Origin of the sequence: Streptomyces sp. NRRL S-920, assembly GCF_000717945.1 — a bacterium.
Classification (GTDB): domain Bacteria; phylum Actinomycetota; class Actinomycetes; order Streptomycetales; family Streptomycetaceae; genus Streptomyces; species Streptomyces alboniger.
The window spans coordinates 21540-35445 of record NZ_JODF01000013.1; the positions used below are offsets into that span (position 1 = coordinate 21540).

The following is a 13906-nucleotide window of genomic DNA, read 5'->3' on the forward strand; positions in this document are numbered from 1 at the left end:
GAAAGGTGTCACCTGTGACGCAGGATCAGCGACAAGCGGACGACGGGGGAGGGCAGCAGGAGATCATGGCGCCCGCCCCCGGCGGCCGGTCCCCGAGCACGGACCGGGTGGTGTTCGGCGTGACCGCCGTGCTCACCCTGGCGTTCGTGGTCTGGGGCGCGGTGGCGACGGACTCGCTCAAAGACATCTCCACGGACATGCTCAACGGCCTGATGCACAACGGCGGTTGGTTCTTCATGCTGACCGCCAGCGGCTTCGTGGTCTTCGCGCTCTGGCTCGCCGTCAGCCGGTACGGAAAGATCACCCTCGGCAAGGAGGGGGAGGAGCCGGAGTTCCGCACCGTCTCCTGGGTCGCCATGATGTTCAGCGCCGGTATGGGTATCGGCCTGATGTTCTACGGAGTGAGTGAGCCCCTGGCGCACTTCACCGCGCCACCGCCGGGCACCGACCCGGCCGACTCGGCCGCGGCGATGGAGACGTCGATGGCCACCACCCTCTTCCACTGGACGCTCCACCCGTGGGCGATCTACGCGGTCGTGGGCCTCGCCATCGCGTACAGCACCTTCCGGCGCAACCGGCGCCAGACCATCAGCGCCGTCTTCGAACCGCTCATCGGCGAGAAGCACGCCCGCGGCGCCTGGGGCCGGGTCATCGACATCCTGGCCATCTTCGCCACGCTCTTCGGCTCGGCCGCCTCGCTGGGCCTCGGCGCCCTCCAGATCGGCAGCGGCATCGAGGTGCTCGACTGGATGGACGACGCCGGCACCGGCCTGCTCGTCGTGATCATCGCCGTGCTGACCCTGGCCTTCGTGGCGTCCGCCGTCTCCGGTGTGGAGAAGGGCGTCCAGTGGCTGTCCAACATCAACATGGTGCTCGCGCTGCTGCTGGTCGTGTTCGTCTTCATCGCGGGCCCCACCGTCATCATGCTCGACATGCTGCCGTCCTCGCTCGGCGCCTACCTCGACGACCTGCCCCAGCTGATCGGCCGCACCGAGGCCTCCAGCGGCAAGGGCGTCGCGGACTGGCTGAGCAGCTGGACGGTCTTCTACTGGGCCTGGTGGATCTCCTGGACGCCCTTCGTGGGCATGTTCATCGCGCGGATCAGCCGCGGCCGTACGATCCGTCAGTTCGTCGGCGGCGTCATCCTGGTGCCGAGCACGGTCAGCCTCATCTGGTTCGCGGTGTTCGGCGGCAGCGCCATCACCGTCGCGGACCGGGGCGGCCTGAAGGGCGAGACGACACCGGAGGCGCAGCTCTTCGGGCTGCTCCACGAGTATCCGATCGCGACGGTCACCAGCCTCCTCGTGATGATCCTCGTAGGCATCTTCTTCGTGTCGGGCGCCGACGCCGCGTCGATCGTCATGGGCACGCTCTCCCAGCGGGGCGCACTCGAACCGGGCCGGTTCGTCGTGATCTTCTGGGGCATCGTGACCGGCGCCGTGGCGGCGATCATGCTGCTGATCGGCGACGGGTCGGACGACGCGCTCACGGGTCTGCGCAACCTCACCATCCTGGTCGCGGCACCCTTCACGCTCGTCATGATCGGTATGTGCGTCTCCCTGATGCGGGACCTGCGCCACGACCCGCTGATCGTGCGCGGCGAGCACGGCACGGAAGCCGTCGAGAAGGCCGTGATCGCGGGCCACGAGCAGTACGACGGTGACTTCGAGATCCGGATCGGCCCCGCCCAGGACGACGAGGGCGACGGCCTGGAAACGGACAACGACCCGGTCAAGACCCACTGACGGCCTTCGGAGGGCGGCGCGCCCACCGCCCGCCGCCCTCCGAGCGACCGTGCGCGTCCAGTCGGCTCTGCACGCGTACGCCCTCGACCACGCGTACGCAGCGACACGCGTCCGAGGCCGCCGCGGGCTCGCCGACGGCGATTCGGCGCGGCGAAATGTGTCATGCCGTGCTCACATCACCCCTCCGCTGGGGATACTCACAGCATGTCTGCCGAGTACGCGACCTTCGGTCTGGCACCGGCCATGCGAGCCGGTGGAGTTCTCGCCAACGGTGACTTCCAAGTGCACCGCGACTTCGTCGACTTCATCGTGAACGGGCGCCCCCTCCTCTTCCAGCTCTGCGACCTCGACGCGGTGTCGCCGCTGGCCGCCGACATCCCGCCCGCCATCTTCACGGCACACGTCCGCAGGCTCCTCCTGGAAGCCCCCGCGCCCCTGCGCGACGGGCGGTACGTCATCTACGGCTGCCCCGAGTGCGAGGGCCTGGAGTGCGGCGCGGTCACGGCGGTGATCGAGAAGGCCCCCGACGACAGCGACGACTTCATCTGGCGCGACTTCGCCTGGCAGACGGCGGAACCCGCCGATCTCGAACTCAACGGCTACCACGGCATAGGGCCGTTCCGCTTCCGCGGCGCCGAATACCGCGCGGCGCTCGGCCAGTTGCTCGCCTCCGAGGCGCCGCAGACCCGCCGACGGGTCCTGCTGATCGGCCCCCGCGTCGCGCTCCTCGCCAAGCTGGCGGCGGCGCTGCGCACGATCGGCATCGGCGCGGAGATCGCCGCCGACGCGGCGGACGTCCCCCCTGACGAGCTACGCACGTACGGAGCCGTCGCGTTCGGCCGCACCGTCACCGACGAGACCCGGCGCTCCGTGCGCTCGGCGTTCGACCGGGCCGGGGTCGAGGTCGCCTACGTCGACGGACTCGCCCCGATAGTCCCGCTCCTGGTCGCCCAGATCGAGTACGCGCTGGACCGCAGCCCCCAGGAACAGCGCCGCCTGACCGGCCTCGCCGCGTGCCGGGAGGCGGCACGGCTCCAGATCACGTCGACGTGCCGGGTCCAGCTGATCGCCTACCGGGTGGACCGCTTGTCCCGCGCTCACGTGCACGAGGTCTTCGACGAGGTCCTGGAGGCGGGCGAGCACCGGGTCCCCCTCGCGGCGAAGGCCACGAAAGGCGACTCCTATGTCGTGGCCCGAACCTCCACGAGCGTCCTCGTGACCCCGACCCGGCCCACGGGGGCGCCGTAAGGGGCTGGGGGAAGGGGAGCCCGGCCGCGCCCCCGTACCCCGCCCGTAGAATGACCCCCCTGATGACCGCAACTCTCGTCGCCAAAGACCTCACCGCCGCCCACGGCGACCGCACCCTCTTCTCCGCCCTGGAACTGGTCGTCGCCCCCGGCGACGTCATCGGCCTGGTGGGCGCGAACGGCGCCGGCAAGTCCACCCTCCTGCGGCTGCTCGCCGGCCTGGACACCCCCGAGGGGGGAGAGCTGAGGCTGTCGCCCCCGACCGCCTCCGTGGGCCACCTGCCCCAGGAGCCGGAGCGCCGTCCGGGCGAGACGATCCGCGCGTTCCTGGCCCGCCGCACCGGCGTCGCGGAGGCCCAGCGGATCATGGACGAGGCCACCCAGGCCCTGGTGGACGGAGCCCCCGGCGCGGACGACGCCTACGCCGACAGCCTGGAGCGCTGGCTGGCCCTCGGCGGCGCCGACCTCGACGAGCGCGCCGAGGAGGTCACGGACTCCCTCGGCCTGACCGTCGGCCTGGACCAGACGATGACATCGCTCTCCGGGGGCCAGGCGGCCCGTGCGGGCCTCGCCTCGCTGCTGCTCTCGCGCTACGACGTGTTCCTCCTGGACGAGCCGACCAACGACCTCGACCTGGCGGGCCTGGAACGCCTGGAGGCCTTCGTCAAGGGCCTGCGCGCCGGCACGGTCGTCGTCAGCCACGACCGCGAGTTCCTCAGCCGCACCGTCACCAAGGTCCTCGAACTCGATCTGGCCCAGCAGCAGATCAACCTCTACGGCGGCGGCTACGACGCGTATCTGGAGGAGCGGGAGGTGGCCCGCCGCCACGCCCGCGACGATTACGACGAGTACGCCGACAAGAAGGCGGCGCTCCAGAGCCGTGCCCAGATGCAGCGCTCCTGGGCGGAAAAGGGCGTCAAGAACGCCCGCCGCAAGGCGAAGTCGGGCGGCGACAACGACAAGATCGGCCGGAACTTCCGCAGCGACGCCACCGAGAAGCAGGCCGCGAAGGCCCGCCAGACGCAGCGCATGATCGAGCGCCTGGACGCGGTCGAGGAGCCCCGCAAGGAGTGGGAGCTGCGCATGGAGATCGCGGCGGCGCCCCGCTCGGGCGCGGTCGTGGCAAGCCTGCGCGACGCGCAGGTGCGCCGGGGGGAGTTCACCCTGGGCCCCGTCACCGTGCAGATCGACTGGGCGGACCGCGTGGCGATCACCGGGGCGAACGGCTCGGGCAAGTCGACGCTGCTCGGCGCCCTCCTGGGACGCGTCCCCCTGGACGCGGGCCACGCGGCCCTCGGCTCGGGCGTACTCGTCGGCGAGGTCGACCAGGCCCGCGCCCTCTTCCACGGCGAGGAGTCCCTGCTCGACGCGTTCTGCGCGGCCGTGCCGGACACCGAGCCGGCGGAGGTCCGCACGCTGCTCGCCAAGTTCGGCCTGAAGGCGGAGCACGTCCTGCGCTCCGCGGTGACGCTCTCGCCCGGTGAACGCACCCGCGCGGCCCTCGCGCTGCTCCAGGGCAGGGGCGTCAACCTCCTCGTCCTCGACGAGCCGACGAACCACCTCGACCTACCCGCGATCGAGCAGTTGGAGGCGGCCCTGGAGTCCTACGAGGGCACCCTGCTGCTCGTCACGCACGACCGCCGGATGCTGGACGCGGTGAGTGTGACGCGCCGCCTGGAGGTGACGGAGGGCAAAGTGACCGAGCTGTCACTCTGACCTCCGCCCCCCGAGGGGTGTCAGCGTGGTGTCAGCGTCGCTTCGGGTCCACCAGGCCGGCCCGCCGCAGCGCCTCGGCCATCGCGTCGTTGGCGGGCGGCGGGCCCTGCCGCTGCGGCTTCTGGGCCCGCTGGTCACCACGGCGGCCCTGCCCGCCGCGCTGATCCTGGCCGCCCCGACTCTGGCCGCCCCGACTCTGGCCGCCCTGACTCTGGCTGTCCCGACTCTGGCCGCTCTGACCCTGCTCGCGCTGGCGCGGCGGCCGTCCGCCGCGCTTCGGCTGCTCCTCACCCGAGGGGCTCGCCTCGTCGTCCAGACGCAGCGTCAGCGAGATCCGCTTGCGCGGAATGTCGACGTCCATGACCTTCACCTTGACGATGTCGCCCGGCTTGACCACGTCACGCGGGTCCTTGACGAACGTCTTGGACATCGCCGAGACATGCACCAACCCGTCCTGGTGGACGCCCACGTCCACGAACGCCCCGAACGCCGCCACGTTCGTGACGACGCCTTCGAGGACCATCCCCGAGGCGAGGTCGGAGATCTTCTCGACACCGTCCTTGAACGTCGCCGTCTTGAAGGCGGGCCGCGGGTCGCGCCCGGGCTTCTCCAGCTCCTTCAGGATGTCCGTCACCGTGGGTAGCCCGAAGACGTCGTCCACGAAGTCGTCCGCCCGCAGCGAGCGCAGCGCGGCCGTGTTGCCGATCAGCGAGGACACCTCGCCGCCCGCCGACTTCACCATCTTGCGCACCACCGGATAGGCCTCCGGGTGCACGCTGGAGGCGTCCAGCGGGTCGTCGCCGCCGCGGATGCGCAGGAAGCCCGCGCACTGCTCGTACGCCTTCGGGCCGAGCCGGGACACGTCCTTGAGACCCTTGCGGCTCTTGAACGGGCCGTTCGCGTCGCGGTGCGCCACGATGTTCTCCGCGAGGCCCGCGCCAATGCCCGAGACCCGGGCGAGCAGCGGGGCGGACGCGGTGTTCACGTCCACGCCCACGCCGTTCACACAGTCCTCGACGACCGCGTCCAGCGAGCGCGACAGCTTCACTTCGGACAGGTCGTGCTGGTACTGGCCGACGCCGATCGACTTGGGGTCGATCTTCACCAGCTCGGCGAGCGGGTCCTGGAGCCGTCGCGCGATGGAGACCGCGCCACGGATCGAGACGTCGAGGTCAGGCAGCTCCTGCGAGGCGAACGCCGACGCGGAGTACACGGAAGCGCCCGCCTCGGAGACCATCACCTTGGTGAGGTTCAACTCCGGGTGCTTGGCGATGAGTTCGGCCGCGAGCTTGTCGGTCTCGCGGGACGCCGTGCCGTTGCCGATCGCGATCAGGTCGACCTGGTGCTCCTTGGCGAGCCTCGCGAGCGTGGCCAGGGACTGGTCCCACTTGTTGGCCGGGACGTGCGGGTGGATCGTGTCGGTCGCGACGACCTTGCCCGTGGCGTCGACGACGGCGACCTTCACCCCCGTACGGAAACCGGGGTCGAGGCCGAGCGTCGCGCGCGTGCCCGCGGGGGCCGCGAGCAGCAGGTCGCGGAGGTTCGACGCGAAGACCCGGACCGCCTCGTCCTCGGCGGCCGTACGCAGCCGCAGCCGCAGGTCGATGCCGAGGTGGACGAGGATGCGGGTCCGCCAGGACCAGCGCACGGTGTCCTGGAGCCACTTGTCGCCCGGACGGCCCCGGTCGGCGATGCCGAAGCGCTGGGCGACGATCCCCTCGTACGAAGAGGGGGTCCCCGGCGTGGCGGCGGGCTCCTCGGGCTCCAGGGTGAGGTCGAGGACCTCCTCCTTCTCGCCGCGCAGCATGGCGAGGACGCGGTGCGAGGGCAGCTCCTTGAAGGGCTCGGCGAAGTCGAAGTAGTCGGCGAACTTGGCGCCCGCCTCCTCCTTGCCCTCGCGGACCTTCGCGACGAGACGGCCGCGCACCCACATGCGCTCGCGCAGCTCACCGATGAGATCGGCGTCCTCCGAGAACCGCTCGGCGAGGATCGCGCGCGCCCCGTCCAGCGCGGCCTGCGGGTCCGCGACGCCCTTGTCGGCGTCCACGAACGCGGCCGCGGCGGCGTGCGGGTCCACGCCCGGGTCCGACAGCAGCCCGTCCGCCAGCGGTTCGAGGCCCGCCTCACGGGCGATCTGCGCCTTGGTGCGCCGCTTCGGCTTGAACGGGAGGTAGATGTCCTCCAGGCGCGCCTTGGTGTCGGCCTCGCGGATCCGCGTCTCGAGATCGTCGGTGAGCTTGCCCTGCTCACGGACCGAGTCGAGGATCGCGGCGCGCCGCTCCTCCAGTTCGCGCAGATAGCGCAGCCGCTCCTCGAGCGTGCGCAGCTGCGCGTCGTCGAGCATCTCGGTCGCTTCCTTGCGGTAGCGCGCGATGAAGGGCACCGTCGAACCGCCGTCGAGCAGGTCGACGGCGGCCTTCACCTGCCGCTCCCGCACGCCGAGTTCCTCGGCGATCCTGCCTTCGATGGACGAGGGAGTGGACGTCTTCAAAGCTGCCACGTTCCGGTACCGCCTTCTCGCTGGGGTTGCCGGGCAATTGTGGCAGGTGGTACCGACAGCGCAGGATCAGACCCGGCGGGCCCGGCCCGCGCGGCCCGAACGCCGTCCGGTGCGCCGGCCGCCCCGCCCGGCGGAACTGGAGGCTCCGCCGAACAGCCGGGCCAGCGCCCGGAACGGCAGGGTGACGACGGTGGCGATGGCGCCGCCTATCTGACGCAGAATGTCCGCGATGGCACGGAACATGGGGATTCCCCTTTCGTCTCCCGGCGCGGCCGGAATGGCGGCCAGGAGACGGACGGGTACCTCGGCGCGGTGATGCCATGCCGGAACCGCCCGCGGAGCCTGTGTCAGCGCCTGCCGAGCAGATCCGCCGGGAACGCCCCGGCTTGCGACGCCGCCCCGAGGAACGCGGTGCCGAGTTCGGTCAGGCGCTCGACGCCCGCCGCGCCCAGGTGCTCGTAGGGCGCCCGGTCCAGCCGGTCCGTCTCCGCCTCGACGTCCCGGCGCAGCGCCACGCCGTTCTCGGTCAACTCGCCGTCGCCGTCGAGCAGTCCGCGCCCGCGCAGCCGCTCCTCGGCGGCGTCCCACTCCTGCTGGTTCCAGCCGCGGGTGGAGAAGACCCACTTGGGGGCGATGCCCTTGCCGGTGGCGGTGTGGGTGACCAGCGCTTCGAGGCCGTCGAGTCCGGCGTCGAGCAGCACGGTGAGGTGCCCGTCGCCGCGGTGCTCGCGCAGCAGCGTCGCCCCGTGCCAGTACGCGAGGTGCGGCTCCTCGGGGACCGGCAGGTCGGCGTGGGCCGCGTACAGGGGGCGCGCGGTACGGGCGCAGGCCTCGGTGGCGCGCAGGGCGAGCCCCGCGGCTTCCCTCATCTCCGAGGACGCCACGGCCTCCTCGCCGAGGAGCCGGCGCAGCGTCGCGTCGACGGCGCGCAGGCGTGCGCCGAGGACCTCACTCGGAGCGGCGGTCCTCCACACCTCGGGCACGTGCGCGGCGACGAGTTCGTGCTTGTAGTTGTAGAAGGTCGCCGTCACGACACCGGCGCCGACGGGTCCCATCGCGGCCGCGCGCACCGCGAAGTTGACGGCACTGCGGTGGGTGATCCCGAGCAGGCCCAGCTCCCGCGTCACGTCCGGTGAGAAGTAGTGCGTCGAGTGCAGCGGGTTGAGCACGTTGTGGCAGCGGCGTGCGGCACGCGGGTGCAGCGCGGCGGCCGGGGACGAGGTCGTCGAAGAGGTCATGGAGGCACGATACCTACTGGTTGGTATGGAGTCTGCGGGACGCCGTGGCCGAAGACAGGAGGGGGCCGGCGCCGAGGGCGGGTGCGCCTCGCCCGAGGCAGAAAAGGAGGGGTACTCGTCATTGCGGCCATCGTCGGGGAGGCCAAGAATCGAGGGCATGGAGCAGCGCACCGTTCTGGTCGTCCTCTTCGAAGGCGTCCAGAGCCTCGACGTCACAGGCCCCGTGGAGGTCTTCACGGGCGCGACGCACTGCCTCGGCGACCGCGCCGGGGGGTACGCCGTTCGCACCGCCTCCCTGGACGGCACGCCCGTACGGACGTCCAGCGGCCTCACCCTGGTCCCGGACCACGCCCTGACCGACGTACCCGCCCCGCACACACTGCTCGTCCCCGGCGGCACCGGCACCCGCCCGCCGGACCCCGAGCTGATCGACTGGCTGCGCGCCCACGGCCCGCGGGCGCGGCGCCTGGTGTCCGTCTGCACCGGCGCCCTCCGCCTCGCCGAGGCGGGCCTCCTGGAGGGCCGCCGGGCCACGACGCACTGGGCGCACTGCGCCAAGCTCGCCAAGGACCACCCGGGCGTCGAGGTCGACCCGGACCCGATCTACGTACGCGACGGCCACGTCGCGACGTCCGCCGGGGTGACCGCCGGAATCGACCTCGCCCTGGCGCTCGTCGAGGAGGACCTGGGCCGTGAGGTGGCGCTGACCGTCGCCCGCCACCTGGTCGTCTTTCTGCGCCGCCCGGGAAACCAGGCGCAGTTCAGCGTCCAGCTCGCCGCGCAGACGGCACGCCGCGAGCCGCTGCGCGAGGTCCAGCAGTGGATCACCGAGCACCCGGCCGACGACCTGTCGGTCGACGCGCTCGCCGTCCGCGCGCGCCTCTCGCCCCGCCACTTCGCCCGCGCCTTCCAGGCCGAGACCGGCCTGACACCGGGCAAGTACGTCGAGCGCGTCCGTATCGAACACGCGCGCCGCCTCCTGGAGGACACCTCCGACGGCGTGGAGGAGATCTCACGCGCCTGCGGCTACGGCACACCGGAGGCCATGCGCCGCGCCTTCGTCAAAGCGCTCGGCGCGGCACCGGCGGAGTACCGCCGCCGCTTCCATCCGGTCCCGGCACCCGCCCGGAGGACCGGCACGCCCGTCACGCCCACACGCCGGTAACCGGCAACCGACAACCGATAGGGATGACCCCATGCAGATCGCCATCGCCCTGTACGAGCGCTTCACCGTCCTGGACGCGATAGGGCCGTACCAGATGCTGTACAGCCTGCCCGGCGCCGAGACCGTCTTCGTGGCCGAGAAGGCGGGCCCCGTGCGCGACGACGGGAACTTTCTCGCGCTCGTCGCCGGGAAGTCCTTCGACGAGGTGCGGCGCCCCGACATCGTCGTCGTTCCCGGCGGCCCCGACCAGCGCGACCAGATGGAGAACGAGGCGCTCCTCGGCTGGCTCCGCGCCGTCGACCCCACCACGACCTGGACGACCTCCGTATGCACCGGTTCGCTGGCGCTCGCCGCCGCGGGTCTCCTTACAGGCCGCCGCGCCACCTCGCACTGGCTCGCCCTGACCGAGCTGGACCGCCTCGGCGCCCGGTCGACGGGGGAGCGGGTCGTCTTCGACGGCAAGTACGTCACCGCGGCCGGCGTCTCCGCGGGGATCGACATGGGGCTCACGCTGGGCGGCAGGATCGCAGGTGATGAGTACGCGCAGTCCGTGCAGCTCATGGCGGAGTACGACCCGCAGCCGCCCTACGACGCCGGGTCGCCGGAGAAGGCGCCCGCGCACATCGTGGCGAGATTCCGCGAGCACAGCCCCCTCGGCCGGTAGACGCGGACCGCTGCCGGGCGGCGGCGGGGAACGGCCGCGGAACGCTCAGTCCGCCCGCGCGCTCCACGTGAAACGCGGCGGCCTGCGCTCCAGGAAGGCGGCGACACCCTCGGCGATGTCGCCGTCGCGCGCCTGCTCGGCCGCCCAGTACGCGTCCCGGTCGGTGCGCCCCGCGGCGAACTCCTTGGCCGCCGCCTGCGTCAGCTGCGAGCGGGAGGCGAGGATGCCGGCGAACTCCGCGACGCGCTTGTCGAGGCCGCCCGCGGGCAGCACCTCGTCCACCAGACCGGTCCGCAGTGCCCGCTGCGCGTCGATCAACTCACCCGAGAACAGGAGGTACTTGGCGGTGGCGGGCCCCACCAGCGACACCAGGCGCCGGGTGGAGGAGGCCGGATAGACGATGCCGAGCTTCGCGGGCGTGATGCCGAACATGGCGCCCTCCTCCGTGAAGCGCAGGTCGCACACGCCGGCCAACTGGCTGCCGCCCCCCACGCAGTAGCCGCGCACCGCGGCGAGCGTCGGCTTGGGGAAGGCCGCTATCGCGTCCTCGGCCCGCACCGCCAGCTCCTGCGCCGCCTCGGGGGCCTCCCGCAGCGAGGAGATGTCCGCGCCCGCGCAGAAGGTCTCGCCCTCTCCGGTGAGCACGACGACGCGTACGGCCGGGTCGGCGGCGAGCCCCGCGAACAGGGGCGGCACCCGGCGCCACATGTCCGCGGTCATGGCGTTGCGCTTGGCCGGATGGTCGATGACGACGGTGGCGACGCCGTCCGTGACGGTGTGCCTCAGCTGCGGTTCCATGCGCCGGATGCTATCCGCACCCCTCGAACGTACGATCAAGAAGGGGGCGGCCCGCACGGTTCGCGCGACCCGAGGGCCCGGACAGCTCGCCGAGTGATACGGAGGCGCTGATGGCCAGATCCAAGGAAGCCAAGTTCCCGGGGCCCGCGAGCGACACCCCCGGACCTCAGGGCGCCCGCCTCAGCCGCGGCTTCGGCTGGCTCGCGGTGCTGGGCGTGATTCTGGCGGTCGCCGGGATCGTCGGCCTCGTCTACACCGGCGTCGCCACGCTGACCTCGATGCTGCTCTTCGGCTGGCTCCTGCTGGTCGGCGGCATCGTCGGCCTGCTGCACGCCGTCCAGTCGCGGGGCAGCAGCTTCTTCTGGCTGGGCGTGGTGGTCGCCGCGCTGAACCTCGCGGCGGGCGTCGTGATCATCCGAAGGCCCGACGTGGCGGCGGAGGCGCTGACCATGTTCGCGGCGCTGCTCTTCCTCACCGGCGGAGTGTTCCGCCTGGTCGGCAGCCTGGTCGTACGCGGCCCGCAGTTCGCCCTGACGCTCTTGCAGGGCGCCTTCGGCCTGCTCATCGGCGTCCTGGTCCTCGCCGAGTGGCCCAGCAGCAGTCAGTACGTCATCGGTTGCTTCTTCTCCCTGGCGCTGCTCTTCGACGGCCTCGGCCTCATCGCCACCGGTATCGGCGGCCGTCGCATCGTGAGCCTCGTACAACCTGAAGAAGCCTCGGAAACAGCACACGGCGGGCAGGACCAGTCGCACATCTGACGCTGTCATACGCCTACGATCAAATCCCGTCGATAATCGCTGACTTCTGGTCAGTAGCGCGGTCCGGACACGTGTGTTCCCAACACTCGATGTGTGGTGACAATCGAGCGCGAGGGCGGCGACCGGACGATGGCGAACGACGGGAGGGGCTCCGGCCCGCTCCCCAGGGGTGACGGACAGGCGCCGTACGAAGGGGTGTGGCGCTTCACCGCCCCCGCCGTCGACGCCTCCGTGCCCCAGGCACGGCACGCGGTGCGCGACCTGCTGGCCCGGCAGGGCGTACCGGCGTCGGACGACCTCATCGAGGGCCTGCTGCTCATCGTCTCCGAGCTGGTGACCAACGCGGTGCGCCATGCCGCCCTGCTCTCGCCGATGCTCGCCGTGGAGGTGGCGGTCGGCGCCGAATGGGTGCGGGTCTCCGTCGAGGACGACCATCCGTACCGACCGACGGCGCTCGTGGCGGACCACGGGCAGACGGGCGGCCGCGGGCTGCTCATCGTCCGCGAGATCACGCAGGAGGCGGGCGGCGCCTGCGACGTCGAGCACACCGCGAGCGGGGGCAAGGTCATCTGGGCGGCCCTGCCCCTGAAGCCCGGCGACGGCTGAGGTCTCGCCGGCACCGGGCCGCGTGTTTCGCTGACTGCTCGTCAGCCCTGCACCGGAGATGTTCAGCACCGGAGATGTTCAGCAGGGGAGAGTGGTCCTGCCGGCCGCACCGGTGGCGCCGGTGGTGCCGTCCGCGAACGCCGTGGCGGCGGTGCCGTTGCCACCGGGCTTGCCCGGGCACACCGGACTGGCCGCGCCACCCGCGCCACCCGTCCCGCCCGTGTGGCCGCCCGCGATGATGGAGGCGCCGCCGTTGCCGCCCTTGCCGCCGGCGATACCGGCACCGGCGTTGCCGACGCCGCCGACGCCGCCCTTGCCTCCGGTGCCGCCGAGCTTGGCCTCGCCGCCGGCTCCGCCGTTGCCGCCGTTGCCGTTGGCGCCGCCGGCTCCGCCCGTGCCGCCGAGGCCGCCGACGCTCGCGACGCCGGTGGCGTTGCCGCCGTTGCCGCCATTGCCGCCGTTGCCGTTGGCACCCGCGGCGCCACCGGTGCCGCCGAGGCCGCCGATACCTCCGAGGGTCCCGACGCCGTTGGCGCCGTTGCTGCCGGGGGCCCCGGCAGCGGCCGTGCGGTCGCTGCCCGTACCGGGCTGTGCGGAGGCGAGTGCGGGAGTGAGAGTGAGGCCGGCTACGGCGATCGCGGCGATCAGGAAGGTCCGGGCTGTGCCCGTTGTGCGCATGGTGCGCATGAGGATTTCCTTCGGTTTGCAGGCGGAGAGATTCTCCGCCTGACAACCCTCAACGTAGGGAAGCGCGGCGCACGGCGCACTCCGAAGGATGATCAAATGTCTTTAAATAGACGGAACCATCAAACTTTGGCTGCAAATTCCCATTTTGGCGCCACTCGCCCGAAGTAAAAAAGGGGGCTACCAGCCCGCCGAGGACCCGGTCAGCTCCTTGATCGCGGGGCGTGCCGCGTCGAGCACGGTCATGAACCAGGCGGAGAACGGCCCCTCCTCGTGCCGGGCCTTCAGCTCATCGGCCGTCACGAACGCGGTCTCGCCGACCTCGGAGGGGTCCGGGCGCAGCGGCGACTGGACCATCCCGACGAAGAGGTGGTTGAACTCCTGCTCCACCAGGCCCGACTCCGGGTCCGGGTGGTTGTAGCGCACGGTGCCCGCCTCGGCGAGCAGCGAGGGCGAGACGCCCAGCTCCTCGTACGTACGCCGGGCGGCCGCGGCGAACGGCGCCTCGCCCGGATAGGGGTGGCCGCAGCAGGTGTTCGACCAGACGCCGGGGGAGTGGTACTTGCCGGCCGCGCGCTGCTGGAGCAGCAGCCGCCCCTGCTCGTCGAAGAGGAAAACGGAGAACGCCCGGTGCAGCTGCCCGGGCGCCTCATGCGCGGAGAGTTTCTCCGCTGTGCCGATCGTCCTGCCGTCCTCGTCGACGAGTTCCAGCAAGATCGCTTCTCCGGTGCCGTTCGACGAGCTGTTCGCCGCGGTGGCAGGTGTGATCGGCATACCCATCCTTC

General features: G+C 71.7%; 12 protein-coding genes and 1 pseudogene. 7 read left to right on the forward strand and 6 right to left on the reverse strand.

The features are described 5' to 3' along the window. The first annotated feature begins 65 nt into the window (after positions 1-65). The 3 genes from IG54_RS0111870 to IG54_RS0111880 all read left to right on the forward strand — a co-directional run bounded on the left by IG54_RS0111870 (position 66) and on the right by IG54_RS0111880 (position 4708). Entirely contained in the window at positions 66-1745 is a 1680-nt protein-coding gene (locus IG54_RS0111870; RefSeq protein ID WP_106976989.1) for a BCCT family transporter, read from the forward strand. A gap of 204 nt (positions 1746-1949) precedes the next feature. Continuing rightward, positions 1950-2993, forward strand: coding sequence for a hypothetical protein (locus IG54_RS0111875; RefSeq protein WP_030781196.1), 1044 nt, complete (start codon positions 1950-1952; stop codon positions 2991-2993). Positions 2994-3055: 62 nt separating this feature from the next. After that, complete coding sequence (locus tag IG54_RS0111880; protein WP_030781198.1) at positions 3056-4708, forward strand: ABC-F family ATP-binding cassette domain-containing protein; 1653 nt, start codon at positions 3056-3058, stop codon at positions 4706-4708. Between the two features lie 31 nt (positions 4709-4739). Here IG54_RS0111880 and IG54_RS0111885 read toward each other — a convergent pair whose 3' ends face one another. The 3 genes and pseudogenes from IG54_RS0111885 to IG54_RS0111895 form a co-directional block, all read right to left on the reverse strand. Further along, entirely contained in the window at positions 4740-7199 is a 2460-nt protein-coding gene (locus tag IG54_RS0111885; protein ID WP_030781203.1) for a Tex family protein, read from the reverse strand. Between the two features lie 123 nt (positions 7200-7322). Further along, positions 7323-7451: pseudogene (locus IG54_RS42505) on the reverse strand (LPFR motif small protein); the annotation flags it as partial. A 104-nt stretch (positions 7452-7555) separates the two neighbouring features. Beyond that, complete coding sequence (locus IG54_RS0111895; protein ID WP_030781208.1) at positions 7556-8446, reverse strand: SCO6745 family protein; 891 nt, start codon at positions 8444-8446, stop codon at positions 7556-7558. A 157-nt stretch (positions 8447-8603) separates the two neighbouring features. On the opposite strand from IG54_RS0111895, the gene IG54_RS0111900 reads away from it, so the two are divergent. Beyond that, entirely contained in the window at positions 8604-9611 is a 1008-nt protein-coding gene (locus IG54_RS0111900; protein WP_037896923.1) for a GlxA family transcriptional regulator, read from the forward strand. A gap of 31 nt (positions 9612-9642) precedes the next feature. Further along, positions 9643-10275 carry a DJ-1/PfpI family protein gene (locus tag IG54_RS0111905; protein WP_030781218.1) on the forward strand — a complete coding sequence of 211 codons (633 nt, stop codon included), beginning with the start codon at positions 9643-9645 and terminating at the stop codon, positions 10273-10275. 45 nt (positions 10276-10320) lie between these two features. Here the strand turns inward: IG54_RS0111905 and IG54_RS0111910 are convergent, their stop codons facing one another. Continuing rightward, positions 10321-11073, reverse strand: a complete 753-nt coding sequence (locus IG54_RS0111910; protein ID WP_030781220.1) for an enoyl-CoA hydratase/isomerase family protein — start codon at positions 11071-11073, stop codon at positions 10321-10323. 110 nt (positions 11074-11183) lie between these two features. Here IG54_RS0111910 and IG54_RS0111915 point away from each other — a divergent pair, with 110 nt between their 5' ends. Both IG54_RS0111915 and IG54_RS0111920 read left to right on the forward strand, forming a co-directional pair. Then, positions 11184-11831 (forward strand): HdeD family acid-resistance protein, encoded by a 648-nt coding sequence (locus IG54_RS0111915; RefSeq protein WP_030781222.1) that lies wholly within the window; start codon positions 11184-11186, stop codon positions 11829-11831. A 129-nt stretch (positions 11832-11960) separates the two neighbouring features. Next, positions 11961-12437, forward strand: coding sequence for an ATP-binding protein (locus IG54_RS0111920; RefSeq protein ID WP_051819456.1), 477 nt, complete (start codon positions 11961-11963; stop codon positions 12435-12437). A gap of 78 nt (positions 12438-12515) precedes the next feature. On the opposite strand, the gene IG54_RS41270 is transcribed toward IG54_RS0111920, so the two are convergent. Both IG54_RS41270 and idi read right to left on the reverse strand, forming a co-directional pair. Continuing rightward, positions 12516-13124 (reverse strand): hypothetical protein, encoded by a 609-nt coding sequence (locus IG54_RS41270; protein ID WP_051819446.1) that lies wholly within the window; start codon positions 13122-13124, stop codon positions 12516-12518. 177 nt (positions 13125-13301) lie between these two features. Beyond that, complete coding sequence (idi, locus tag IG54_RS0111930; protein ID WP_030781231.1) at positions 13302-13895, reverse strand: isopentenyl-diphosphate Delta-isomerase; 594 nt, start codon at positions 13893-13895, stop codon at positions 13302-13304. Between the last annotated feature and the right edge of the window lie 11 nt (positions 13896-13906).

Coding starts and splice junctions, on each gene's coding strand:
- IG54_RS0111880 (WP_030781198.1), top strand. CDS start 3,056: ATGACCGCAACTCTCGTCGCCAAAGACCTCACCGCCGCCCACGGCGAC.
- IG54_RS0111910 (WP_030781220.1), bottom strand. CDS start 11,073: ATGGAACCGCAGCTGAGGCACACCGTCACGGACGGCGTCGCCACCGTC.
- IG54_RS0111920 (WP_051819456.1), top strand. CDS start 11,961: ATGGCGAACGACGGGAGGGGCTCCGGCCCGCTCCCCAGGGGTGACGGA.
- idi (WP_030781231.1), bottom strand. CDS start 13,895: ATGCCGATCACACCTGCCACCGCGGCGAACAGCTCGTCGAACGGCACC.
- IG54_RS0111870 (WP_106976989.1), top strand. CDS start 66: ATGGCGCCCGCCCCCGGCGGCCGGTCCCCGAGCACGGACCGGGTGGTG.
- IG54_RS0111875 (WP_030781196.1), top strand. CDS start 1,950: ATGTCTGCCGAGTACGCGACCTTCGGTCTGGCACCGGCCATGCGAGCC.
- IG54_RS0111905 (WP_030781218.1), top strand. CDS start 9,643: ATGCAGATCGCCATCGCCCTGTACGAGCGCTTCACCGTCCTGGACGCG.
- IG54_RS0111900 (WP_037896923.1), top strand. CDS start 8,604: ATGGAGCAGCGCACCGTTCTGGTCGTCCTCTTCGAAGGCGTCCAGAGC.
- IG54_RS41270 (WP_051819446.1), bottom strand. CDS start 13,124: ATGCGCACCATGCGCACAACGGGCACAGCCCGGACCTTCCTGATCGCC.
- IG54_RS0111895 (WP_030781208.1), bottom strand. CDS start 8,446: ATGACCTCTTCGACGACCTCGTCCCCGGCCGCCGCGCTGCACCCGCGT.
- IG54_RS0111915 (WP_030781222.1), top strand. CDS start 11,184: ATGGCCAGATCCAAGGAAGCCAAGTTCCCGGGGCCCGCGAGCGACACC.